Source organism: Labrenzia sp. OB1 (assembly GCF_001624695.1).
Taxonomy (GTDB): domain Bacteria; phylum Pseudomonadota; class Alphaproteobacteria; order Rhizobiales; family Stappiaceae; genus Roseibium.
The window spans coordinates 57826-81427 of sequence record NZ_JSEP01000002.1 but is presented as its reverse complement, the minus strand read 5'-3'; the positions used below and the strand labels follow the sequence as shown (position 1 = coordinate 81427).

The window sequence follows — 23602 nt, the reverse complement described above, 5'->3', positions numbered from 1 at the left end:
GACCCGTCCTCCCGACCGGATTGATATGTCCCGCGCATCTCTTTCGGACACACTGGTCGCCTCCGGTGCAGGATTTTCCGACCGAAGGCTTTCACGATCCGATCATAGCTTTCGCATTCTGTCTATCCACCTTGCGATCAAGACAGACCCTGACGGGGTTGCAATTATCGCCTTCAGGATCGGGAAATGATCATCGCCATTGATGTCTTGTTCACATCCTTTGATAAATCTTCGCGCGGCAAACCGGATATGATGCGTTCAGGCCCGTCTTTTTTACGGCTGGCCGGCAACGGAAATGCCAGTTGCAAACCCGAAAGGCCCCAGCCAGTTGACCAGCCTGATCGAACGCCTCAGCCCGGAAGCCAGAAATGCTCCGGAAAGCGGAATTGTCGAAGTATTCAACGCCGGCTGGGGCAGGGACGATCTGATCCCTCTCTGGGCGGGAGAAGGCGACCTGCCCACACCGGATTTCATCTGCAGGGCGGCAAGCGGTTCCCTTCAGCGGGGAGAAACCTTCTACACCTATCAGCGTGGCATCCCGCCGTTGCGAGAGGCGTTGGCCGCCTATCACCGGGATGCCTACGGCAAGGACTTCTCACCGGAGCGGTTCTTCGTGACGGGATCGGGCATGCAATCCATTCAGCTTGCCGTTCAGGCGGTCGCGGGCGCCGGCAGCGAAGTGATCGTGCCGACTCCGGCCTGGCCGAATATCTCCGCCGCTGTCGAATTGCGCGGGGCGCGCGCGGTTTCCGTACCCATGCGCGTGGAGGATGACGGCTGGCGGCTGCATATTGAAGATGTCGAAGCGGCAATTACGCCGCGCACGACAGCACTGTTTCTCAATTCCCCCTGCAATCCGACAGGCTGGGTCGCGGACGAGGCGTTGTTGACGGAATTCCTGAATCTTGCCCGCAGGCATGGCCTGTGGATCATCGCGGACGAGATTTATGCGTTCTTCCACTATGGCGAAGGCCGGCGGGCTCCGTCGTTCTATGACATCTCCCAAGAAGACGACCAGATCATCTTCGTCAATTCCATGTCGAAGAACTGGGCGATGACCGGCTGGCGTGTGGGCTGGATTTCCGCTCCCGCCATTCTCGGGCAGGTGATCGAAAACCTGATCCAGTATTCCACCTCCGGCGTGCCATCCTTCTCCCAATGGGGCGCTGTGGCCGCATTGACCGAGGGAAGAGACTTTCTTGCAGAACAGGTAGCGCGCGCTGCAAGGGGGCGGGAGTGTGTGATCAACGGCCTGCAAGGTCTGAACCGGGTGAAGGTTCTGCCGCCGGACGGAGCGTTTTACCTCTTCTTTTCAATTGATGGTGTGACCGACACGCGCCGTTTCGCTCTTGATCTGGTGCGTCAGACCGGGGTCGGCCTAGCGCCGGGCACAGCTTTCGGGGCGGGCGGTGAACACTATCTGCGGCTTTGTTTTGCCCGGCGCGAAGATCTCCTTGAGGAAGCTGTGAGACGAATAAGTGCTTGGTTGCCAGAGTTTTAGAAGTCTGGTGGGTTGCTGGTATACGTGAAACCCCTTAAACCTTGGATGGACGTGACTGCCACCAGGGTGACCAGATGCCGCGCGACAGCGTTATTGATCACGATGAGGAGACTGCGGGCGAGTCGGACGCGCGCCTGACAAGCGTGTTCGATACTGCTGCGGACGGTATTGTGGTGATCAACGACCGCGGGCAAGTCCTTGCCTTCAACAAGGCCTGTGAAAGCCTGTTCGGATATGAGGCGGCGGATCTGCTTGGACGCAATGTCAACCGGATCATGCCGGCCGAATATGCAGCCGCGCACGATCACTATCTGACAAACTATCTCGAAACGGGCGAGAAGAAGATCATCGGCATCGGCCGGGAAGTGCAGGGCCGCCACAAGGACGGAACGGTTTTTCCGATCGAGCTTTCCGTCGGTGAGGCGTCCACGCCCGTGGGGCGTCAGTTTATCGGTATCCTGCGCGACTTGCGGTCCCGCAAGCAGATCGAAGACCGGCTCGCCAGGGCGCAGGCACAGTTGCTGCACATGACGCGGATCAGCGCCCTGGATGAAATGGGGGCGGCTATCGCCCACGAACTCAATCAGCCGCTGACGGCCGTACTCCTTTATCTGCAATCGGTGTCGCGCAAGGCAAAGGTCGACAACTCCCTCGATCCCTTTCTTCTCGACGTCATCGGCAAGGCCGTGAGCGAAGCGGAGCGGGCGAGCGAAATCATCCAGCGCATGCGTCAACTGGTTGAGAAAAAAGCGCCTGAACGCCAAACGATCGATGTGGCGGAACTGGCCAGAAACTGCCTGGAAATGGCTGAACTGGGCAGCGGGGAAGGACCGTCCTTTCTTGAAGCCGAACTGGAGCCAGACTTGCCGCCGCTTCAGGCCGACCCGGTTCAGGTCCGCCAGATTCTCATCAACCTTCTGCGCAACGCGCGCGAGGCGGTTGCGGACTTGCCGGAAAGAAAGGTGATCTTGTCGGTCGGCAAAAACGGGGACCGGCTCGAGTTTCGTGTGAAGGACAACGGTCCCGGAGTACCGGATGAACTTGTCGATAGCCTGTTCCGGGCCTTCACCGGTATAAAACAGAAAGGCGTCGGACTGGGGTTGGCTATTTCCCGCTCTATCGCTCAAAATCACGGCGGCGATCTGCGGCTTGAGCACGTGCCGAAAGGGTGTGGGGCGTCGTTCCTGCTGACGTTGCCGGTTGTTCCGCCTGCCGATCTTTCACACAAGCCGTTGAACGCGTTTTCAACTGACGACCAAATGGGTGAGGAATAAACACAAATGGAAGCTGACGCCGAGGCCATTTATATTGTTGACGATGATCCTGCTGTGCGTGATGCGCTGTCGGTCCTGTTCAATATGGAAGGGTACGTGGTGGAGACCTTTTCCGACGGCGACACATTCATAAAATCGGCGAGCAAGGCTGTCCCCGCCTGCGTCATGCTGGATGTCCACATGCCTGGCCGATCCGGCATCGAGATCCTCAAGGCGCTGAATGCGGAGCATTATCCGGCACCGATATTCATCATCTCCGGACAAGGCGATATCCCGATGGCTGTCGAAGCCATACGAAACGGTGCCTTCGACTTCGTCGAGAAGCCGTTTTCCGCTGAAACGGTACTTGAGCGGGTGAAGGAAAGCATTGCTGCGATGAAGCAGCGCCAACCGCAGGACAAGGTGCTCGCGTTTCACGGTGCTGAAGTGCTTACACGCCGGGAACTGGAAGTCCTGAAGGAAATCACCAACGGTGCCTCCAACAAGGAAGCCGGCAGAACGCTGGGTATCAGCCCGAGGACGGTCGAGGTGCACCGGGCGCGAATCATGGAAAAACTCGGCGCGAGAAATGCCGCCGATCTCGTGCGGATTGTTCTGGGGGGACAGGCGGGGGGCTGATTTTCCCGTCTTTCGTATTTCCTAAGTAATAATGCGAACAAGCATTTTTACGTACAGCAGTTGACTCCATCCTCGCCTAGATTGTCGTTTCGGCTCGGTATGCCGCCGGAACGAAAGGTCTTTGGTCCGTTGATCGTTCATATTGTTGAAGATGATGAAGCCGTTGCCGATGCGCTCGCCCTGGCGCTCGAGGGAATGGATCGTCGCTCCAGAATCTATCCGGACGGCGAAGCCTTTCTGGCGGGAGCCAGGTTGTCGTCTGAAGACTGGGTCATTGTCGATCTCGGCCTCCCTGGGGTGAGCGGAACGGAAATCGTTCGGCAGCTCTTGCTCATGCCGAATGCGCCGAGAGTTCTGGCGATCTCCGGCACGACACAGGCCACGCTTACGCGGTATTTGCGGGAATTGCCCGACATGAAGGTTTTGAGAAAACCCCTGTCGATCGAGGCGATCTCCGCCGCGTTTGCATAGAAATCCCTGCGTCATTACAACCCATATGTAGTTTTTCTTACGCAGTCGCCCGCATTTCTCCAAAAAAATAAAGAAGTTAGAGTCCGGGTTGCAAGTTGCTGGTGTCGGACGGGGCACCATGCAAACACGGTCGGAATCATCGCTTGCGATGGTTACCAAGCCCCTGCAAGGGATGCGGCCGCTGTCATTGCAAATCTGAGACCGTGCAATTCTGTGCGAAGGAGGGACACATGGCATATCTCGAAGTTGATACCCGGGGACAGGGTGCGGCAGGCGTACATGGGGGAGCACCCGTGCCTACGTCCGCAACGGCATCCTTTTCCCATTTCGGGGGCAAGTCGGCCCGCTATGAGACCCATGCGGTGATCTACTACGAAGGGGATCCGGCCAAACGTCTTTACGAATTGCTCAGCGGCTCGGTGATGCTTTACAAGCTTCTTCCCGATGGTCGGCGCCAGGTGGTTGAAGTGCTGCAGCCAGGCGACATCTTCGGTCTGGCAAATGGCGATGAAAACGACTGCACAGCGGAGACACTCACGGATGCTTCGGTTCAGGAAGTCGACCTGAGGCACGTTGAGCAGTCGATTGATCTCCAGCGGACCCTGGCCAAGTGTCTTTCCAACCAGATGCGCGGCCTTCACGAACATGCCGTTCTTCTGGGGCGTAAATCGGCCCTGGAACGGGTCGCGAGTTTCCTGATGCATCTCGTACCCGATCGCGGTGGCATGGGTTGCACCGGTCCGGTCGATCCGGACAACGACAGTTTCGATTTGCGGCTGCATATGACCCGGCAGGAAATCGCCGACTATCTCGGCCTGACCATCGAAACCGTCAGCCGCGTCATCTCCGATCTGAAGCGCCGCAACGTGATCCGCGTTGACAAGGCCGACAGGATTCACCTGAACAGGGTCTGCAGCCTGTGCCGGATGACCGGCATGCATTGAGGCGGAATCTGCCTGAACACAAGAGCCGCGCCAATTTCGTGGCTTCAGACCGCGGACACCCCCCTGCGGTCATCTGTGACAGTCTGCAGCGATAGCGGCATGGCCAGATCAGGGATCGATCCAGACATATTTCGCTCCACAGGCGTGTCTTGTTTCAGGTTTTCGGAGGCTTGACGGGTTGAGTGCTCGCTTGCACTCGCGCTGACACGCCGGAACCCGGATCAGCGTGCAGCGACGCTGCACTTGTCTGAAAAGAGGCGCTGAGAGTTTGTCGGCAATATGAGCCGCGAGAATGACGCGGCTCTTTTTTGTTTTCTGAAGGTACTTGGGCAAGCGCTCATACGGCCGAGGAATGCCGTGCCTTGCCCGCTTCCTGACTGTCCGCCAGGTAGACGTCGAAGGCGGCGGCCGCCAGGCGCACATAGGGCCGCCCGGCTTCGGTCACCTCTATCCTGGCGTTATCGTTGGCACCGCGATCAAGCCGGACAAGGCCGTCTGCGGCAAGGGTCTCCAAAGCCCTGAAAGCATCCGCGAGGTCCAGCATCGAGTGGCCGTATTCCCGGCACACCGATGCCAGGTCGCAGGTATAGTTCGTCATCAGATCCTCGATGATGCGGCCGCGCATGCGGTCGTCCACGGTGAGGGCAAGCCCTTTGGCGACGGGCAACTGCCCGGCCGCGATACAGCGCTGCCATGTGCCTACATCGGTTCGGTTCTGGATAAATCCCGCCGACAGCCTGCCGATGGATGACACACCGAAGCCGATCAGCTGTTCACCCTGGTCCGTGGTGTAGCCCTGGAAGTTGCGTTTCAGGGAGCCATCGGTCAGCGCGACGGCCATGCTGTCGTCGGGCCTGGCGAAGTGATCGAGGCCGATGGCGACATAGCCGGCCCGGGTGAGTTCCGCGCGGGCCAGTTCGGCCAGGTCAAGCCGTTCGGCCGCCGAAGGCAGGCTGCTTTCATCTATCAGGCGCTGGTGTTTGCGCATCCAGGGAACATGCGCATAGCCGAAGAGGGCAATGCGACCGGGGGCCAGGGACAATGTTTTTTCCACCGTATCCAGAATGGTGGAGGCGGTTTGTCCAGGCAGGCCGTACATCAGGTCGAAATTGAGATCTGTGAGACCGGCAGCGCGTAGACAGGCCACTGTCTGTTCCACGATCTTGTAGGGCTGCAACCGTCCGATGGCCTTTTGCACATCGGTGTCGAAATCCTGAACGCCGAGGCTCGCCCGGTTGACCCCGATCAGAGCCAGTGTTTCCGCAAGTTCCGCGCTCACAAGACGGGGGTCGAGTTCTATGGCGTGTTCCACGTTGGGATCAAGATCGAATTGCACCCTGAGCAGACCTGCCAGGTCGATCAGGCTCTGCTGCGGCAGTAGGCTCGGCGTTCCACCACCCCAGTGAATGTGCCGGACAGGACCGGCTTCGCGCAGATGTTCGCTGACCAGGCTGATTTCCTGCCCGAGAGTCGCCGCGTAGGCCTTCAGCGGCGCATCCTGGCGGGTTGCCTTTGTTTGACAGCCGCAATAGTGGCAAAGCTCCCGGCAATAGGGCACATGCAGATAAAGCGACAGCGAATCGTCCGGCGAAACCGCATTCAACCAGTTCGCGTAGGTGTTGGCCGTGACGCCGTCATGAAAGTGCGGCGCTGTCGGATAGCTGGTGTAACGCGGTACATTGCGCATGGCGTGGGAGAGCGGATCCTTCGTCATGGCGCCATCTAAGCTGCGGTCCTGTTGCGCCGCCTTGATATTGCTCAAGACCGGTCAGCTGGGCCGGGAAAATGAAGAGGGTGATCAACGTGAACCAGGACCCTTCAGCTCGTGGCGGGTGTTTTGCAACCGGGGCTGCGGTGACACGTTATCGGCTGCATGGATCTCCGGACAGTGCCAATCTGGTGGTGCGCATGATGCTGGAGGAACTGGAAGAGGTCTATGACTATCTGCCCGTTGACCGCCTGACCTCGCAGCAGAAGTCGCCAGCCTACCGCAAGCTCAATCCGCAAGGGCTGATTCCGGTGCTCGAGGTTCCGGGACAAGACACCCCCCTGTTCGAAACAGGAGCGATCCTGCTTTTCCTGAGCGACCGGCATGCGAAGCTTGCACCGAGCGAGGCGTCTCCGGCGCGTGGTCGCTTTCTCAAGTGGCTGTTCTACCTGTCGAACACACTGCATTCCGATCTGCGCATTTCCTTCAAGCTCAAACGCTATTTGCCCGACCGGAGCCGGCACCAGCTGTTTTCCGACACGCTGATCGAACGGATCGGCGCCGGGTTTCAGCTTCTGGAGGCGGAACTGAAAACCATTGGCGGCCCGTTTCTTCTGGGGGAGGCGATCACCTGCGTCGACATCTACCTGGCGGCCTGTGTCCGCTGGGCGCAGATTTACGGTAACAGCGGCAAGTGGGACCTTGCCGAAACGCCCCGTCTCCGCAGGCTGATGGAAACGCTTGAGGACCGTCCGGCTCTTCGGCTGGCTTGCAAGAAGGAAGGCATCGAAGGATTGCCCTTCACCAGACCAGCACCGGTCAGTTTGCCGGGAGTGACAGGTTGATATCGATCAGATTGATCGGGTTGATTTATGCAATCAATGATGAAGCATGAGAAGTCTTCGCCTATAGAACCGGATGTCCGTAGATGATATCCGGTTGTCCATGTCGTTTTCCCAATTTCAAGTTACGGCTGCGCGCCTGGCTCTGACCCTCCTGATTGCCGCATGCGGCGGAGGCGTATTCTACTGGCTGGGCCTGCCCGCGGCTTGGCTCTCCGGTGCCATGGTGTTCGTCGCCGTCACGACGCTCGCGGGGGCGCCGACGCTGCTGCCCGACCGCCTCCGCGATGCCCTGTTTGTGCTCATCGGCATCTCCATGGGCGCGGGTGTCCGTCCGGATGTGGTCGAACGGATTGGCGAATGGCCGATCTCCATGGCGTTGCTGGTGGTGGTTGTCGTCGGCGTGACGACTGCCGGCTACGCGGTGCTCCATTTCGGTGCGAAATGGTCACGGGAAACCGCGTATTTCAGTGCCATCCCCGGCGCCTTGTCCTACGTGATTGCGCTTGCCTCGGACCGGGGGGCGGATCTGCCGCGTATTGCCTCCAGCCAGTCCCTGCGCCTGTTCGTACTGGTTGCCATTATGCCGTTCGCGGTTGTGTCGACCAACGGAGCCATCGAAGGCGAGGGGGGGCAGTTGCTTGTCTCGACCCCGGTTGAAATCCTCGTCGGTGTCCCGCTGTGCCTGCTGGTCAGCTGGCTTGCGGTCAGGTTGAGGGTGCCGGGTGGCTGGATGACGGGGGCCTTTTTCACGAGCGCAGGTCTGAATGCCTCCGGCGCCCTGACACTGGCCTTGCCGCAATTTGTCTTGCTGCCCTGTTTTGCCATGATGGGAGCCATGATCGGCTGCCGGTTCGCCAACATGACGTTTCGCGAATTTGTCAGCGTTCTCAGCGCGTCATTCGCGGCCCTGTGTGCAGCCTTCCTGACGTCGATTGCCGGGGCTCTTCTGGTGTCCAGTCTGATCGACATACCTTTTGGACAGGCACTTCTGGCCTATGCGCCGGGCGGGCTGGAAGTGATGACGATCCTCGCCTTCATGCTCGATCTTGATCCGGCCTTCGTCGCGGCCCACCAGATCGCCCGCTTCACCGGCATGGTCCTGCTGCTGCCGCTGGTAACGGGACTGGTGCTCGGCCACCGAAGTACCTGAGCGGCATTGGCCGCAGGCTTGCGTGCGTTCCGGGTCAAGCCGCAGTGGACAGTTTGAGCTGTTCCAGCTGGAACCTGATATCGGCAATATGGTCGAGCTTGAGCGGGAACTGCAAGGTGGTTCCCGACGCGTCACTCATCGAGATGCGTGCCTGTACGGGGGTCTTCAACCAGTCCGTCGTGACCACGACCGGCGTGCCTGCCGGATGGTTGAGCATTGCATCCAGAACGCAATTGGCCGAGGAGATTTTGACGCAGCGCGCGGTTACCGGCTTGCCATCAACAGTTACTTCGCATGCCCAGTCGACATTGTAGATCCGGTAAGTCTCGTCATCCGACCGATCGCCGATGGCTCCCAGGAAAGTTTCGACTTCCGCTCCGAGCAGAACAGCTTCTTCATAGACAACCGTGCTGCCATCCTTGACGAGCTGGGAGGACGAGGCGCAGTTCTCCGCATTGTCGCGCATGACGGAAACGCTGTCCCTGACTTTGGCGGCGTTGTTGGAGACGGTTTCCATGCTCTGGGCAATCTCGGAAGTTGCCGCCTGCTGCTGGGTAACAGAAGCCGCGATGCCGTTTGCAACCTCGCTGATCTCGCGAACGGTATTGTAGATTTCGCCCATGTGTTCCTCGGCGCCCTGTGCCGTGCGCTGGACCGCGCCGACCTGGTTGCCGATTTCGCCGGTCGCACGTGCCGTCTGGGCCGCAAGTTCCTTCACCTCCGAGGCAACCACGGCAAACCCCTTGCCGGATTCGCCCGCTCGGGCGGCTTCGATGGTTGCGTTCAGGGCAAGTAGATTTGTCTGGTCGGCAATATCACGGATAAGGTCGACAACACTGGTGATCTGGTCGGCCGCAGCCACCAGTTCGGTAAAGTTCGAACGTGTTTCTTCCGCCTTGCCCGACGCACGCGTGGCGATTTCCGCCGAATGGTCGGCGCTGCGCTGAATTTCCTGAATGGAGGAGATCAACTCTTCGGCGGCGGACGAAACCGTGGTGACCATGCTGGAGGTTTCGGTCGCATCCTTGTCGAGTGTCATGGCTTGCGAGGTGGAATGGTCGGCATTGGACGTGAGGTCCTCGGCGGTGTTAGACATTTCCGTCGAAGAATCCGACATGCGCTTGAAGATCCCGCGGATGGTGTTGCCGAAGATGCCCACCATCTGGTTGACCTCGTTTTGCCTCCGGTCCGACTGCTCGCGTTCCTTCTCCTGTGTTTCGCGCATGGCCTGCCGTTCGATGAGGCCATCGCGGAAGACAAGTACGGACCTGGTCATTTCGGCGACCTCATCCTTGCCGCGGGGCTCAGGTACATCTGTATCAAGCTTGTTGTCAGACAGATCCCTCATCGTCCGGGACAGGTGTACGATTGGCCGGCTGATCATGCGGCCCATCATGTAGGCAATCAGAAATCCAAGGACGAGACCGACGGCCGTGCCCCCCACCGAAAACAGAATTGCGCTGGAGGTCTGGGCATGAACAAGTTTCTCGATCTTGTGTTCGGCTTCGATCGCAAAGGTCTTGATTTCATCCAGATCCCTGGCGATCACCCTGACTTCGCTCTGCATGACATCCGATGTCAGGCGGTTGATGTCCTGGGCGAGCGTTCGAAAGCTCTTGAGAGCGCCTACATAGATGTCGATCTGATGAACAGCGTCATCGACGAGTTTGGCGTCCTCAGCTTCGAGGGAGGCCATCACTTCGCTGGTGAGGTCCTTCTTGACCCGCTCGATTTCTGAAAGCGCATAGTCGAGTTCGCCTTCATCGCCTGAATAAACGTATCTGTTGGCATGATCTCGAGCGATCAGCAGGTGAATGGTGGCATCCGTCACGAGCTCAAGTGTCTCGCTTGGCTTGCCATCGACAATCTCTGCATCTTGCTTGTGCTTGAAGACAGTCAGGATTTCATCCTGAAGTTTGTCGCCTGTCTTGTGAAGCTGGTGGTCGACAATATCGATCTGCTGGCGTCGCTCTTCGGTGAGCTTCTCGAAATTGACCCAATAGATTTCGATATGCTTCTGAGCGTCCTTCAGGCGGTCGACTTCCTCAGGCACATGCAATTTGGTGAGCTTGTCCGTAATCAGTTCGGCGACACGGTCATGCGCGATCTTCGCGGATTCGAAATTTTCCGGCGTGGAATGTGAGACGAATTCCATCGCCTTGATTTCCATCTCGGAAAAGGCCTGGGTGATGTCTGCCGCGGCGGCGAGTGCGTTGCCGTGCTCGGAAAACTCGGTGAATTCATGATCGAGCGTCTGAAACAACAGCGCCGACTTTCCGCCGATAGTCGCCATCACAAGCAGCAAGGCAGCAAAGGCAAACAGGAGTTTCTGCGTCAGACGCATGTTATAGAACCAGGTCAAATTGTTCTCCTCCGTCAACGCGGTAAAGCATATGATCAGTTTTCAGTGAGGCTGCTCACGGTCTCGATCAGGACTTCATTTGTGAACGGTTTCGTCAGCACCGCGTCCGCCCGTGCTGCCGACATCCGCAACGCTTCGTTGGCCGCAATGCCGGATCCTCCTCCGGACATGGCCACCACCTTCGGACCGCGGTTTCTGGATTTCAGCTCAAAGACGACATCTGTTCCGTCCGAAGCAGGCATCATGATGTCTGTAATGACCAGGTCGAAATGGTCTTTGGAGGCGAGCTCCAGGCCCTTGTTGCCGTCGTCGGCTTCCACGACATCATGCCCGGCCTTGCGCAGAGTGGCGGCGATGGCATGCCTGACTGGCATCATGTCATCAATCAATAGAATTTGGCACATCGATGCATGTCCTTGATTGTATCTGGACACAACCCTACGTAAGAATAGGTATATCCAAGGTAAACATACAGCCTCTTCCATTTCCGTCAGGTTGTAACAGTCCTTTTTCGATATAAATTAATCCACTTAATTTATTAATAATTTCCAAAACAACAGATAAACCTAAACCTGTGCCATTTTGATTTAATTTTGTCGTGTAAAAAGGGTTAAACACTTTCTCGAAATCGGCGTCGGGGATACCTGGCCCGTTGTCAGCAATAGAAATTTTAATGCGGCCGGATTCCGTTGAGGCAAGTTCGATACGTATCTCCCCGGAGCCCTTGCATGCCTGTGCGGCATTCATCACGAGATTGATGATTGCTTGTGCAAACAAGGTTTCACTTATCGGAATTTTCAGGTGTTCAGGAAAGTTCCCAATACCGGTTTCGATGATCACTCTGGTGGGCACCATCATGCGTGCCAGATCGACTGTCCGGAGAAGCCCTTCTGGCAGGTCGGTTGTGGATTTGTCCGTCTCAAAACGGCCCCGTGAAAGACCGAGCAGGGAGCGCGAGAGTTCGGCCGCCTGTTGGGCGCTGTAAAGCGCCATTTCCAGATCCTTGCGCATGCCGGCATCCTCAATGTCGGGAAGATGAAGAGACAGCAGGCTGGCGACCGGGTGAAGCAGGTTGTTCAGTTGGTGAGCCAGCGCTCCAGAGGCCGTGCCGAGGGCTTCCAGGCGGTTGCGTGTGTTGTCCTGCTGGGCTCTGAGCCGTTCTTTTGTGATGTCACGTTGAATGCCAAGATAGGCGGCCAGCTGGCCTGACCGGTCAAAGATCGGTGCAATGCGCAAGGCGTTAAGAAACGGCTCTCCCGACTTGCGGTAGTTGAGGAGAGTGACTTCAACAGACTGCCGATCGGCGATCGCCCGGCGAAGTCTGGCCACTTCGTTCCGGTCGGTTTCCTCTCCCTGCAGGAAGCGGCAATTGCGGCCGAGAACATCTGTGCGCTGATAACCGGTGGTTCTTTCAAATGACGGATTGACGTAAATCAGCGGCAGATCCGGCTGCGAAGCATCGGACAGACTGATGGTGTCCGGCGAACCTTCCAGTATGGATTTGAGCAGATCGGGAGACTGGGCGGCAATGTCCTCCAGTGCGTCGTAACCGTCGTCTTCCCGGTTCCCCATATGCGCCTCGCCTTGCATTTCCGCTAGCTGGTTGTTGCAAAAGCCAGCGTATTCAGAGAACCGGAAAAACGGAAGTCGGAATTTGCCGGACCTTCAGGAGGCATGAAACGCCCTTGTCATGCTGAAACAAAGTGCAGGGTGTCGAATGTCCCGCGCCAGGCGGCAACTTTTTGAGCCATCGCTGCAGGGTCGTTCGAGCGCAGCGCTTCTGCGATCAGCCTCGCGAGCTTCGGCATGTCGGCTTCGGTCATGCCCCAGCGGACCAGTTCGGGTGTGCCGAAGCGCAGACCGTTCATGTCTCCGTCGACTGGGGCAATGGGAAGGCCGATGCCGCAGGCCAGAAAGCCCGCCTTGCGCAGCTTCTTTGATGCGGTCTGCCCACCGCCGAAAGCCGCTGCCTCCAGCGCGAACTGGTGGGACGCGGTTATGCCCTTCGAGGTGGAAAAGACAGGCAGACCGTCGGCTGCCAGCGCTTCGGCCAGCGCGGCGGCCGTGGCCGCCATTTCGGTTGCGTAAGCCTTGCCATGGTCCCGCCAGTCCAGCAGCGTGATCGCCAGCGCGGCCGACTTGGCAACGTCGAAATTCGCGGTCAGACCGGGAAAGGCAATCGCATCGATTTCCTGCGACAGGTCCTGGTCGTTGGTGACGATCAATCCGCCCGCCGGACCGCCAAGGCTCTTGTAGGTGCTCATGGTCATGAGGTGAGCACCCTCGGCCAGCGGGTCGGAAAAGACGCCGCCGGCGATCATGCCGCACTGGTGTGCGGCGTCGAACAGCACTTTTGCTCCGGCCTCGTCGGCAATGGTGCGGATACCCGCAACAGGATGCGGATGAAGATTGAGGCTCATGCCGATGGTGATGAGTTTGGGGCGTACCTTCAGGGCAAGTTCCCGCAGTCCGTCCAGATCGATGGTGTAGCCGTCCGGATCGACCGGCGCTTCGTGGATCTCCAGACCGTACAGACCGGCGCAGCCCGGCGCGTGGTGGGTGACATGTCCGCCGACCGAGGCCGGTGGTGCGATGATGGCATCGCCCGGTCTCGTCGTTGCCATGAACGCGTAAAGATTGGCAAGCGCACCGGAGGAAACCCGGATTTCGGCGTATTTCGCGTTGAAGACTTCGGCTGCAAGCTCCGCCGCGATCACTTCGATCTCTGCGATGGCTTCCAGGCCCATCTCGTATTTGTCACCCGGATAGCCCAGTGACGGACGGGAGCCCAGACCGCTGGCGAGCAGAGCCTCCGCCCTCGGATTCATCACATTTGTCGCCGGATTGAGGTTGAAGCAGTCCCGCTCGTGGATCTGGCGGTTCTCCTGTGCAAGCGCTTCGATGCGCAAGGCGATCTGCGCCGACGACAGAGACAGCGTGCGGCCGGTGATTTCATCGATGCGCGCTGCCGCGACGGCCGGCAGCCAGGGGCGTAGGTCACGAACGGTCATGCTTCAACTCCAGTGAAAACATGTCCAGAGACTGATGGAGGGGTTGCCTTATCGCAAATCAGTTTTTAGAAATATAAGGCCTAGAAAAATTAGGGCTTGCCATGTCGGTTGAACCACCAGTCCCCCGGTTTCCCTCCCTCAACGCGCTGAAGGCTTTCGAAGCCGCCGCGCGTCTGGGCGGCTTTGCTCCTGCAGCCGAGGAACTGCATGTGACGGCAGGGGCGGTCGCAGCGCAGATCAAGTCTCTGGAACAGGAAGTCGGCGCCGCGCTTTTCGTCCGTCAGGCGCGTGGTGTCCACCTGACGCCTTTGGGGCAAAGGGCCTTGCAGGGGTTCATAACGGCTTTCGACGCACTGGGAGACGCTGTCCGGGACCTCAGGCGTGACGCCGCGCCGCAAAAGGTGCATGTCGCTGCGCTCCCCGCCCTGGCCCAGCTCTGGCTGGCGCCGAGGCTGCCCGCCGTTCGCGAACGTCTGGACGGCATCGATATCTCGGTAACAGCGCTGGAACGGCCGCCGAACCTGAAACGGGTTCCGTTCGATCTCTGCCTGTTTTATGGTTCGCAGTCACCCAATGGCAGTATCCGGTTCGCGGAGGATGACCTTCTGCCGGTCTGCACGCCGGAAGTCGCAAAGGCATTGAAAAAGCCGCGGGATCTGAAGGACGCGGTGTGCCTGACGGACACAGCCTGGGCAGGGGACTGGGGCGCATGGGCTGAAAAGGCTATGCCGGGTGAAGGCTTCGCACCGCGCGGTCCGGTGTTTTCCCTTTATGCGCTCGCCCTTCAGGAAGCGCTCAGCGGCGCCGGTGTGCTGATCTCACGCCGGGCGCTGGTTGCCCCCTATCTGGCGTCCGGGGCACTGGTCGCACCATTTTCGAAAACGGTGCCGGCAGGGGAGGCCATCTCCCTCTGGCTCCTGCCTTCCGGTCGCAGCGGCAGTGCGGCGGAGCAGGTCATGCAGGCCTTGCAGGTGATCGCGGGCGATACGGCAACCTGATCCTGTCGCGCTTCCTGTCAATTCACTCCACTCAGCAGAACCCTGTCGAAAAACTCCGCGAGCTCGGCATGGGCCTCCAGGGGAAGCACCAGAGAGACATACTGGTCCGGACGGACAACCACCATGCAGCCCGAGGTGCGGTCGATGTCGCGCATGTCGAAAATGTCGCTCACCGGGTCCGGACAGAACATCTTCTCATAGTCCCGCAGCCCGTAGCGGCCTTTCGCCGGCAGCAGGAAGGCTGGCAGGCGGCTCAGGTCGAGGTCGCGATGGCTCTGCTGAAAGACCGCCCGCACGTCGAGCACCGCATCGATATCCTCACTTTCCGAGGTGTATCTTCTCACCGGCGAGGCCGGTGCGGTTTCGAGAAACGTGCACAGTCGATGGATCATGGCGTTTTCCGCCATCGGATCTTCCGCGCCCGCGAAGGCAAAGAGACGCCAGCGCCCGTCCGCCTTGACAGTGTGTCCGAGATGGACCGGCTTTGCATCCGCAAGGCGGATCGCCGGCGCGGAGTGAAAGCGCATGCCGGCCGGAAAGCCGGTCGCCAGATGCTGATGATCTGGTCCGCCGGTGAGGACAGAAGGCCGGTATCGCGTCGCCGTACCGGCGGTATAGCGTCCGTGCTCAACGAAGTGCCTGCGCACGTCTTCCGGATCGACGCCATCCGGATTACCCTCCGATTTCAACGGGGCACTGAGCATTCGCGACCATTCACGGTCGAATTCAATAAGCGTCCGTGCGGTTTCCTGACGCTCTTCGGAATAGCTGTGCAGCAGAGCGGGGGAACTTCGCCCGAGAAGCACGTGAGCGAGTTTCCAGCCCAGATTGAACGTGTCCTGCATGGAGACATTCATGCCCTGACCGGCTTTCGGGCTGTGGGTGTGGCAGGCATCGCCCGCTATGAAGACATGTGGTGGACGATCTTCCCCATCCGCGACATCGTCGAACCGGTCGCACAGCCTCTGGCCGATCTCGTAGACCGACCACCAGGCGACGTCTTTCACATCCAGTGCATAAGGATGAAGAATTCTCTGCGCGGCGGCTATCAGCTGATCGATGCTGATGTTGCGTCCCGCGACGCGCTCGTTTTCATTGAGCTTGTCGAGCTCCACATAAATGCGCACCAGATAGCCGCCCTCGCGGGGAATGATCAGGATGCTGCCTTCGGACTTCGACTGGACCAGCGCCTTGAACCGGATGTCGGGAAAATCGGTGACGGCGAGCACATCCATCACGCCCCATGCCTGATTGGCCGAATCGCCCGTGAGCTCGCGCCCGAGGGCCTTGCGGACCGTGCTGCGCGCGCCATCGCAGCCGACCACGTATTTCGCCCTGACTGTCTCCGTCTTGCCTTCATGTCCCGCACCGGTCCGCTCCAGGCGAACCGTGACCGGATATTCATCCGCCGAAGCGGATGTATCCACCTCAAGACCAGCCATGTGCCGCGAATAATTCGGCTCCAGCCGGTTAGCGGATTTACGCATGACATCGAGATAGAAATCGTGCACCCGGGCCTGGTTGAGGATCACATGCGGGAATTCGGAAAGCCCGTCCTCCACGTCCTGGACCCGGCCGCTGCGGGTGATGTTTGCCGGCCGGTCCGGGTCCGGTTTCCAGAAAGTCGTCTCATTGACCCAATAGGCTTCCTTCATGAGCTTTTCGCTGAAGCCGAAGGCGTGGAACATTTCCATCGTCCGGCAGGCAACGCCATCCGCCTGACCAAGTTCAAGCGGTCCTGCTTTCTGCTCGACGATCCGCGTGCGGATGCCAGTGAAGGCTGAAAGCTGTGCGGCAAGGGTCAGTCCGGCCGGGCCGCAGCCGACAATCAGGACATCGACGGTCTCCGGAAGGTCATCGTTGTTCGCCAGCATGCCGGTGATGCCCGTCTGCGCGCTGGTCTCCGGATCGCCGGCCTTGAAACCGTTCAGATGAAATTGCATGGGACCGTTCCTCCGCCCGCCGTGTTTCCGCCTTCCATGCCGGAGGCGGGCTGCCGTTTTGACAATCCGTCCGCGATGCTGACACTGGTCTCGACAGAGGCGGTAGTTAATCAGTATACTGATGATCAGCATACTGTCAATTCGAGTGAAGAGGTTCGGAGACAGCCGTGAAAGACATCAATGACATGCCCGGCCACCTGGTGCGGCGCCTTCAGCAGATCGCGGTCGCCGTGTTCCATGCCCAGGTCGAAAGCGCCGGTTTCGACCTCACTCCGGTCCAGTATGCGGCCCTTGTCAGGGTCCGCACCCATCCCGGCATCGATCAGGCGACGCTGGCGGGTCTGATCGCCTATGACCGCACGACCATTGCAGGCGTGGTCGACCGGCTGGTGCAGAAGGGCTTCTTGACCCGTGAGGTAAGCGGCACGGACCGCCGCGCCCGCGTGCTGCGCATGACGGAGACCGGCGAAGCCGCTTTGAACAGGATTGCACCGGCGGTGGAGACCGCGCAGAAGCTCATGCTGAGCGGCCTAGACGAGGTTGAGGTGGCGGAATTCATGCGTCTGCTGCGCAAGGCGACGGACGCTGCGAACGATTTCAGCCGCGCGCCGTTGCGCGAGGTGTCAAGCGACCCCGCGAACGCGAAGTAGCGATTGCCGTAAGCCTTCGCCGTAAGTTGTTGTCCGGGTCCACGGCTGCAATCCGGACCTGGAACAATCGCGTTCTTCCCGGAATTCCTTGGTCAGTTCTGTAGCGCATTCGAGGCGGGAAAGGCCGAACAGGGAGAGGCGCCGGGCAAGGATTAAAACGTCGGGTTGGTTTGATGTTTACGCGATGTTTTCGCACGGCCGGCAGGAGCCGCTTTGGGAGGCAACCTGTCTGGAGTCGTGTTGGTTTTTACAATTGGCGTTGTACATTGCCCGCCATATGGCGCATGATGGCGATGTTACCGGATCGTTTTGGGCGCATGGGCCCTTACTGACGAACTCCTGGACCGCTGTGCCGGTGGCTTGCGTCGTCCTTTCGATCCGTTTGTTCAAACACATCCCCTGCACACGAACTCGCGCGGAGCATAGGTCCAAGCGCGAAGAAGTCGTTGTCGGGCGGATACAAGCTTGAAACCTGATCAATTTCTTCCTCCTTGCGCCCGCTTGACGTGCGCGGAGGCGGCCGTCTTCGCGTGCCTTTCGGGCCATGCGACGGCGTTTACTCCCAAGGAACCTTTATGACCGTAATTCCCTTCGCGACCACAGTGAAAGCCAGACCTGTCCTGCATCTGTCATTTGCCAGGAATGCCCCGGTTCCACCTGTTGCACCGGACTCAAAACCGGCTGAAGCCGCGATTGCGACGGCGGTGGTCTATTGTGAAGGCAATTTCGGCAAGATCGACGGCAAGACGGCCAATGGCCTTGTGCGCCATTCGGAAAAATACGAAATCCTCGCGATTATCGACAGCACGCAAGCGGGCCGCGATGCCGGCGAGGTGCTGGACGGGGAGGTGAATGAAATTCCCGTCTTCGCCAGTCTCGACCAGGCGCTGGCCGGTTCGCGCCGCAAGCCCGACTTTTTCATCTATGGCATGGCACCGGCGACGGGGATGTTGTCGCCGCAAGAGCGCAAGATCGTTCTTGCAGCCCTTGGGCAGGGCATGAATGTGGTCAACGGGCTGCACGAGTTTCTCGGCGACGACCCGGAGTTCGTTGCGGCGGGAACTGCCGGCAACGCCGCGATCATCGATGTCAGAAAACCGCGCCCCAAGAACGACCTGAGATTGTTCAGCGGCGCCATTCATGAGGTGACCTGTCCGCGTATCGCGGTTCTGGGGACCGATTGCGCCATCGGCAAACGGACGACCGCCAGCATTCTGACCAGGGCGCTGATCGCACGCGGCGTGCGTGCTGTCATGGTATCCACCGGCCAAACCGGTTTGATGCAGGGCGGGCGCTATGGCGTCGCGCTGGATGCGGTGCCTTCCCAGTTCTGTTGCGGCGAACTGGAGGCGACGATTGTCGATGCCTGGAAGGGCGACGATCCGGACGTGATCATCATCGAAGGTCAGGGAGCGCTGAGCCACCCCGCCTTCTGCACGTCGGCCTTCATCCTGAGGGGCAGCGCTCCGCAGGGTGTCATCCTGCAGCACGCGCCACACCGCGAGACCCGCTGCGATTTCGAGCACATGAAGATGCCGGAACCGAAATCCGAGATCAATCTGATTGAGGCCTTCTCGGACACAAAGGTCATCGGCCTGACGATCAATCATGAAGACATGACGGACGTCGAGATCGGCGCTGCCATTTCCGCCTATGAGAATGAACTTCAAATTCCGGTCACGGACGCGCTGGCGCGCCCCGAGGACCGGCTGGTGGACATGGTCTTTTCGTCCTTTCCGGAACTTGAGAGGAAGCACGCCGCTTTGATACGATGAGCGCACCGCGCCTGGAAGTCGATCTTGAAAAGATACGCCATAATGCCTCCGCCCTGGTCTCGCGGCTGAGCGGCCAGGGTATCTCCGTGACCGGCGTCACCAAGGCCTGTCTCGGGGAACCGCGCTTTGCGAACGCCTTGCTCGGGGCAGGTGTAAAGGGGCTCGGCGACTCCCGTATCGAAAACATCGAGGCGATGCGCCTGGCGGGCATCAGGGCGCCCATCACCCTCATAAGGTCGCCCATGCCGAGCCAGGCCGGCCGTGTGGTCGCCCACGCCGACATCAGTTTCAACACGGAGCTTGACGTCATCGCCGCCTTGTCGACCGCGGCCCGGAGGGCGGGCAGGCGCCATGGCGTGGTTCTTATGGTGGAGATGGGGGACCTTCGTGAAGGCATCATGCCGGAAGATTTGCAGGAAACCGCGCGGGCGGCGCTCCGGTTTCCGAACATCGACCTGAAGGGTATCGGCGCCAACCTTGCCTGCCAGAGCGGCGTATCTCCGGATGCCGGGAACATGTCCGAACTGTCGCGCCTGGCGGATGTGCTGGATGATGCATTCGGCCTTGTCATCAGGGTCGTGTCGGGCGGCAATTCCAGCAATCTCAAGTGGGCGCTGTCCGGAGAAAAAGCCGGGCGTGTCAATAACCTCCGGTTGGGAGAGGCGATCCTTCTGGGACTGAATCCCCTCGACCGGCAACCGATTGAAGGTCTTTACACCAACGCGATTTCCCTGATCGCGGAAGTCATCGAGGCCAAGACCAAACCCTCCCGGCCCTGGGGAAAGATCGGACAGGCGGCCTTTGGCCCAATGCCGGTTTCCGGGCGGGACGGCAGCGCCTTCCGCACGATACTGGCGCTGGGCCGCCAGGACGTCGATCCTCTCGGCCTCACCGCCGTACCCGGCATCGAGGTTCTGGGGGCCAGCAGCGATCACCTGATGGTGGACACCGGCAAATCCTATGTGACCGCAGGATCCGAAATGACCTTTCAGCTCAACTACAGCGCGCTGCTGCGTGCCATGACATCGCCTTTCGTCACCAAGACCTACAGCTTGCCTGCCGGGCGCGGGGCATTTGAAGCCCGGATGACGCCCGGACCGAGATCATCGGAGGAATTGCATCAATGGCATTGAACTTTCCCAATCAGAGCCGAAGCTTCGACCCTGGGCGGCAATCCGTACGTTTCACGGGATATGACGGTGTCTTCGAGATCTCGATCTTCGTGCAGGTCGACGCGCTCAGGACGATGACCGAAAAACCGATGTCCGACGAGACGCTGTTTCTGGCGGCCTTCGATGGCATGCGCGACACCCTCGAGGGCCATGCCCGCAAAGCCTACTCCCGGCGCCGGGGCGCGACACTCATTCTGACCGCCGCCGACATCAGCTAGTCGCGCCGCGGGGAAAATCGGACAGTCGCAAGAGTGTCTATTCGCATCCTTTTCGGAAGGGCAGGAGCCGGCCTCACCGCATGACGTCAACGAATGCGGCTCTCACGACAGGAGATTACCATGGCCAAATCACAGAAGCGCAGCAATCGCGAGATCAGAAAGCCGAAGAAAGCGCCGAAAGCGGCCGAACCGGCTCAAACGTCCTCGTCATTCCTGAACAAGGGCCTTTCCGCGTTTGCCGGCGGAAGCAAGAAGAAATGACATCGGGGCAGCGGTGTCCGGTATAAGCGCCGTTGCCTCCAAAACGTATCCTTGACCGGAAACCCGGCGCTGCGGACGCCGGTGTTTCCTGCCTCGAACTGGAGGCGGACCGGTCGGAACAAGGTCTCTCCCGCGACACGGTGCACTCGCACCGCGGCAGTCGGCACGAGCGCCGTCCCGCGCTCTGCCCCCTCAACGTCTTGATATGAATCAACGCGGCTCCAGACGAGTCGTGCGAATGCTCGTGCCATCGTTGGCACCTTGTAACGATATCAAAGACTGGGGCGCTAAAAATGGCACAAAACAAGGCCAAAATGGTTTCGCTCGAGGAAGGCGGTTTCGCCATCTTCCTCGTGCTGCTTGCATTCGCCTGCCTGATTGTGGCGGGCAAGACCTTCGATCAGGTCATGGCATTTCATGCGGGCATCGGCGCACTTGTCGCCGCCGTCAGCGTGTTTTGGATCTTCAAGAATTACTTCGACGACGGCGGGGAACCGATCCCGCAGGAAATCGACGGTAAACCCAATTACAATATGGGCCCGGTCAAGTTCGGCTCGGTCGCGGCGATGGTCTGGGGCCTCGCCGGTTTCACCGTCGGACTGGTGATCGCTCTCCAGCTTGCCTTCCCGGCGCTGAATTTCGATCTGCCCTGGACCAATTTCGGCCGCATGCGCCCCTTGCACACCTCCGCGGTGATCTTCGCCTTCGGCGGCAACGTGCTGCTGGCGACGTCGATGTATGTGGTCCAGCGCACGAGCCGCGTGCGGATGCCGGGCAAGATCCTGCCCTGGTTCGTGATCGTCGGCTACAACGTCTTCATCGTGGTTGCCGGCACCGGCTATCTCCTCGGCGCGACGCAGAGCAAGGAATACGCCGAACCGGAATGGTACGCCGACCTGTGGCTGACTATCGTCTGGGTCTGCTATCTGCTCCTGTTCCTCGGTACGCTTTGGAAGCGCAAGGAACCGCATATCTATGTGGCCAACTGGTTCTACCTGGCGTTCATCGTCACCATCGCCATGCTGCACATCACCAACAACCTGACGATCCCGGTGTCGGTCTATTCGACCAAGTCCTACATCGTCTGGTCCGGCGTGCAGGATGCGATGGTGCAGTGGTGGTACGGCCATAATGCGGTGGGCTTCTTCCTGACCGCTGGCTTTCTGGCCATCATGTATTACTTCATCCCCAAGCGCGCCGACCGGCCGGTCTATTCCTACCGCCTGTCCATCGTGCACTTCTGGGCGCTGATCTTCATCTACATCTGGGCCGGTCCGCACCACCTGCATTATACGGCGCTGCCGCAGTGGGCTTCGACGCTGGGCGCGACCTTCTCCATAATCCTGTGGATGCCCTCCTGGGGCGGCATGATCAACGGCCTGATGACGCTGTCGGGTGCCTGGGACAAGCTCAGGACCGATCCGGTGCTGCGCATGATGGTGGTCTCCGTCGCCTTCTACGGCATGTCGACCTTCGAGGGCCCGCTGATGAGCCTGCGCTCCGTCAACTCCCTGTCGCACTATACCGACTGGACAATCGGCCATGTGCATTCCGGTGCGCTCGGCTGGGTGGGGTACATCTCCTTCGGCGCGCTCTACTGCCTCATTCCGTGGCTGTGGAACAAGAAGAACCTGTACTCCCTGAGACTGGTTGACTGGCACTTCTGGCTGTCGACGATCGGCATCGTTCTCTACATCACCTCGATGTGGGTGTCCGGCATCATGCAGGGCCTGATGTGGCGCGCCTACGATCAGCTCGGTTTCCTGGAATACTCCTTCGTGGAAACCGTCGAGGCGATGCATCCCTTCTACATAATCCGGGCTCTGGGGGGCGCGCTCTTCCTGCTGGGCGCCGTGATCATGGCCTATAATCTCTGGATGACTGTCCGTCATGGTGAGGCTGAGGAAGCCGAAGCCACGCCGGCCGGCTCCCTGGCTCCGGCCGAATAAGGGAGGGATGAAAATGTCAGCTTGGAAAAAACACGAAATCTTTGAAAAGAACTCCTTCGTCCTCCTGATCGGGATCCTGGTCGTGGTCGCCATCGGCGGCCTGGTCGAGATCGCACCGCTCTTCTACCTGAAGAGCACGATCGAGAAGACGGAGGGGATGCGGCCCTATACACCGCTGGAGCTCACCGGGCGCAACATCTTCATCCGCGAGGGCTGCTACACCTGCCACTCGCAGATGATCCGCCCGATGCGCGACGAACTTGAGCGCTACGGCCACTATTCGCTGGCCGCAGAAAGCATGTACGACCACCCATTCCAGTGGGGATCGAAGCGCACAGGCCCGGACCTTGCCCGCGTCGGCGGAAAATATTCCGACGACTGGCACGTGGAGCATCTGAAGGATCCCCGCTCGCTGGTTCCGGCCTCGATCATGCCCGGCTATCCGTTCCTGGCGGAAAACCGGCTGAGCACTCGCGACATCCAGGCGGATCTCTCCGTAAACGCCTTCCTGGGGACACCCTATACGCAGGAGCAGATCGACAACGCCGCAGCCGATCTCATAGGTCAGGCAAGCCCGGACACCGACGCGGCCTATGAGTTCGAGGAACGCTGGCCGACGGCAAAGATCCGCACGTTTGACGGCAACCTGAAGGAAGTCACCGAAATGGATGCGCTGGTCGCCTATCTTCAGGTGCTGGGCACCATGGTCGACTTCTCAATCTATGACGACAAGGCAAACGCGAGGTAAGGCG

General features: G+C 59.6%; 21 protein-coding genes. 15 read left to right on the top strand and 6 right to left on the bottom strand.

Annotated elements, in window-relative coordinates:
* The first annotated feature begins 295 nt into the window (after positions 1 to 295).
* The 5 genes from OA90_RS02740 (at position 296) to OA90_RS02720 (ending at position 4808) form a co-directional block, all read left to right on the top strand.
* Positions 296 to 1501, top strand: coding sequence for a pyridoxal phosphate-dependent aminotransferase (locus tag OA90_RS02740; RefSeq protein WP_068406837.1), 1206 nt, complete (start codon positions 296 to 298; stop codon positions 1499 to 1501).
* Positions 1502 to 1575: 74 nt separating this feature from the next.
* On the top strand, positions 1576 to 2775 hold the full coding sequence (locus tag OA90_RS02735; RefSeq protein ID WP_068407723.1) for a PAS domain S-box protein: 1200 nt from the start codon (positions 1576 to 1578) through the stop codon (positions 2773 to 2775).
* Between the two features lie 6 nt (positions 2776 to 2781).
* Entirely contained in the window at positions 2782 to 3393 is a 612-nt protein-coding gene (locus OA90_RS02730; protein ID WP_068406835.1) for a response regulator, read from the top strand.
* A gap of 129 nt (positions 3394 to 3522) precedes the next feature.
* Positions 3523 to 3864: a response regulator gene (locus OA90_RS02725; protein ID WP_082836809.1), complete on the top strand. Its 342-nt coding sequence runs from the start codon at positions 3523 to 3525 to the stop codon at positions 3862 to 3864.
* Positions 3865 to 4094: 230 nt separating this feature from the next.
* Positions 4095 to 4808, top strand: coding sequence for a helix-turn-helix domain-containing protein (locus tag OA90_RS02720; protein WP_068406833.1), 714 nt, complete (start codon positions 4095 to 4097; stop codon positions 4806 to 4808).
* A 337-nt stretch (positions 4809 to 5145) separates the two neighbouring features.
* Here the strand turns inward: OA90_RS02720 and hemN are convergent, their stop codons facing one another.
* Positions 5146 to 6522, bottom strand: coding sequence for an oxygen-independent coproporphyrinogen III oxidase (gene hemN / locus OA90_RS02715; RefSeq protein ID WP_068406831.1), 1377 nt, complete (start codon positions 6520 to 6522; stop codon positions 5146 to 5148).
* 140 nt (positions 6523 to 6662) lie between these two features.
* Here hemN and OA90_RS02710 point away from each other — a divergent pair, with 140 nt between their 5' ends.
* Entirely contained in the window at positions 6663 to 7361 is a 699-nt protein-coding gene (locus tag OA90_RS02710) for a glutathione S-transferase family protein (RefSeq protein ID WP_208985945.1), read from the top strand.
* Positions 7362 to 7461: 100 nt separating this feature from the next.
* A complete protein-coding gene (locus tag OA90_RS02705) occupies positions 7462 to 8511 on the top strand; it encodes an AbrB family transcriptional regulator (protein WP_068407714.1) in 1050 nt (349 codons plus the stop codon).
* 34 nt (positions 8512 to 8545) lie between these two features.
* Here the strand turns inward: OA90_RS02705 and OA90_RS02700 are convergent, their stop codons facing one another.
* The 4 genes from OA90_RS02700 to OA90_RS02685 all read right to left on the bottom strand — a co-directional run bounded on the left by OA90_RS02700 (position 8546) and on the right by OA90_RS02685 (position 13884).
* Positions 8546 to 10873: a methyl-accepting chemotaxis protein gene (locus OA90_RS02700; protein ID WP_156510363.1), complete on the bottom strand. Its 2328-nt coding sequence runs from the start codon at positions 10871 to 10873 to the stop codon at positions 8546 to 8548.
* A 35-nt stretch (positions 10874 to 10908) separates the two neighbouring features.
* A complete protein-coding gene (locus OA90_RS02695) occupies positions 10909 to 11277 on the bottom strand; it encodes a response regulator (RefSeq protein ID WP_068406824.1) in 369 nt (122 codons plus the stop codon).
* Between the two features lie 34 nt (positions 11278 to 11311).
* Positions 11312 to 12445 (bottom strand): PAS domain-containing protein, encoded by a 1134-nt coding sequence (locus OA90_RS02690; RefSeq protein WP_068406821.1) that lies wholly within the window; start codon positions 12443 to 12445, stop codon positions 11312 to 11314.
* A gap of 116 nt (positions 12446 to 12561) precedes the next feature.
* Positions 12562 to 13884, bottom strand: coding sequence for an aminotransferase class I/II-fold pyridoxal phosphate-dependent enzyme (locus OA90_RS02685; RefSeq protein WP_068406819.1), 1323 nt, complete (start codon positions 13882 to 13884; stop codon positions 12562 to 12564).
* Positions 13885 to 13985: 101 nt separating this feature from the next.
* On the opposite strand from OA90_RS02685, the gene OA90_RS02680 reads away from it, so the two are divergent.
* Positions 13986 to 14882 carry a LysR family transcriptional regulator gene (locus OA90_RS02680; protein ID WP_068406815.1) on the top strand — a complete coding sequence of 299 codons (897 nt, stop codon included), beginning with the start codon at positions 13986 to 13988 and terminating at the stop codon, positions 14880 to 14882.
* A gap of 17 nt (positions 14883 to 14899) precedes the next feature.
* Here the strand turns inward: OA90_RS02680 and OA90_RS02675 are convergent, their stop codons facing one another.
* On the bottom strand, positions 14900 to 16825 hold the full coding sequence (locus OA90_RS02675) for an FAD-binding monooxygenase (protein WP_068406812.1): 1926 nt from the start codon (positions 16823 to 16825) through the stop codon (positions 14900 to 14902).
* 167 nt (positions 16826 to 16992) lie between these two features.
* Between OA90_RS02675 and OA90_RS02670 the strand changes: the two genes are divergently transcribed.
* The 7 genes from OA90_RS02670 (at position 16993) to ccoO (ending at position 23598) form a co-directional block, all read left to right on the top strand.
* The gene (locus OA90_RS02670) at positions 16993 to 17475 is read left to right on the top strand and encodes a MarR family transcriptional regulator (RefSeq protein WP_068406809.1); all 483 of its coding nucleotides are present in this window, start codon (positions 16993 to 16995) and stop codon (positions 17473 to 17475) included.
* A gap of 575 nt (positions 17476 to 18050) precedes the next feature.
* Positions 18051 to 19250: a DUF1611 domain-containing protein gene (locus OA90_RS02665; protein WP_082836806.1), complete on the top strand. Its 1200-nt coding sequence runs from the start codon at positions 18051 to 18053 to the stop codon at positions 19248 to 19250.
* Positions 19247 to 20383, top strand: a complete 1137-nt coding sequence (locus OA90_RS02660; protein ID WP_068406806.1) for an alanine/ornithine racemase family PLP-dependent enzyme — start codon at positions 19247 to 19249, stop codon at positions 20381 to 20383. The genes OA90_RS02665 and OA90_RS02660 overlap by 4 nt, the downstream gene beginning before the upstream one ends.
* Positions 20374 to 20640, top strand: a complete 267-nt coding sequence (locus OA90_RS02655; RefSeq protein ID WP_068406804.1) for a DUF1488 family protein — start codon at positions 20374 to 20376, stop codon at positions 20638 to 20640. The genes OA90_RS02660 and OA90_RS02655 overlap by 10 nt, the downstream gene beginning before the upstream one ends.
* A 120-nt stretch (positions 20641 to 20760) precedes the next feature.
* Complete coding sequence (locus OA90_RS28955; protein WP_199823582.1) at positions 20761 to 20901, top strand: hypothetical protein; 141 nt, start codon at positions 20761 to 20763, stop codon at positions 20899 to 20901.
* Positions 20902 to 21194: 293 nt separating this feature from the next.
* Positions 21195 to 22850 (top strand): cytochrome-c oxidase, cbb3-type subunit I, encoded by a 1656-nt coding sequence (ccoN, locus tag OA90_RS02650; RefSeq protein WP_068406799.1) that lies wholly within the window; start codon positions 21195 to 21197, stop codon positions 22848 to 22850.
* Positions 22851 to 22863: 13 nt separating this feature from the next.
* Positions 22864 to 23598: a cytochrome-c oxidase, cbb3-type subunit II gene (ccoO, locus tag OA90_RS02645; RefSeq protein ID WP_068406796.1), complete on the top strand. Its 735-nt coding sequence runs from the start codon at positions 22864 to 22866 to the stop codon at positions 23596 to 23598.
* Positions 23599 to 23602 lie beyond the last annotated feature (4 nt).

What these genes read in the sequence shown, in the direction of transcription:
- OA90_RS02740 (WP_068406837.1), top strand. Translation starts at nt 296, where the DNA reads ATGCCAGTTGCAAACCCGAAAGGCCCCAGCCAGTTGACCAGCCTGATC.
- OA90_RS02735 (WP_068407723.1), top strand. Translation starts at nt 1,576, where the DNA reads ATGCCGCGCGACAGCGTTATTGATCACGATGAGGAGACTGCGGGCGAG.
- OA90_RS02730 (WP_068406835.1), top strand. Translation starts at nt 2,782, where the DNA reads ATGGAAGCTGACGCCGAGGCCATTTATATTGTTGACGATGATCCTGCT.
- OA90_RS02720 (WP_068406833.1), top strand. Translation starts at nt 4,095, where the DNA reads ATGGCATATCTCGAAGTTGATACCCGGGGACAGGGTGCGGCAGGCGTA.
- hemN (WP_068406831.1), bottom strand. Translation starts at nt 6,522, where the DNA reads ATGACGAAGGATCCGCTCTCCCACGCCATGCGCAATGTACCGCGTTAC.
- OA90_RS02705 (WP_068407714.1), top strand. Translation starts at nt 7,462, where the DNA reads ATGTCGTTTTCCCAATTTCAAGTTACGGCTGCGCGCCTGGCTCTGACC.
- OA90_RS02695 (WP_068406824.1), bottom strand. Translation starts at nt 11,277, where the DNA reads ATGTGCCAAATTCTATTGATTGATGACATGATGCCAGTCAGGCATGCC.
- OA90_RS02690 (WP_068406821.1), bottom strand. Translation starts at nt 12,445, where the DNA reads ATGGGGAACCGGGAAGACGACGGTTACGACGCACTGGAGGACATTGCC.
- OA90_RS02685 (WP_068406819.1), bottom strand. Translation starts at nt 13,884, where the DNA reads ATGACCGTTCGTGACCTACGCCCCTGGCTGCCGGCCGTCGCGGCAGCG.
- OA90_RS02680 (WP_068406815.1), top strand. Translation starts at nt 13,986, where the DNA reads ATGTCGGTTGAACCACCAGTCCCCCGGTTTCCCTCCCTCAACGCGCTG.
- OA90_RS02675 (WP_068406812.1), bottom strand. Translation starts at nt 16,825, where the DNA reads ATGCAATTTCATCTGAACGGTTTCAAGGCCGGCGATCCGGAGACCAGC.
- OA90_RS02665 (WP_082836806.1), top strand. Translation starts at nt 18,051, where the DNA reads ATGACCGTAATTCCCTTCGCGACCACAGTGAAAGCCAGACCTGTCCTG.
- OA90_RS02660 (WP_068406806.1), top strand. Translation starts at nt 19,247, where the DNA reads ATGAGCGCACCGCGCCTGGAAGTCGATCTTGAAAAGATACGCCATAAT.
- OA90_RS02655 (WP_068406804.1), top strand. Translation starts at nt 20,374, where the DNA reads ATGGCATTGAACTTTCCCAATCAGAGCCGAAGCTTCGACCCTGGGCGG.
- OA90_RS28955 (WP_199823582.1), top strand. Translation starts at nt 20,761, where the DNA reads ATGGCCAAATCACAGAAGCGCAGCAATCGCGAGATCAGAAAGCCGAAG.
- ccoN (WP_068406799.1), top strand. Translation starts at nt 21,195, where the DNA reads ATGGCACAAAACAAGGCCAAAATGGTTTCGCTCGAGGAAGGCGGTTTC.
- ccoO (WP_068406796.1), top strand. Translation starts at nt 22,864, where the DNA reads ATGTCAGCTTGGAAAAAACACGAAATCTTTGAAAAGAACTCCTTCGTC.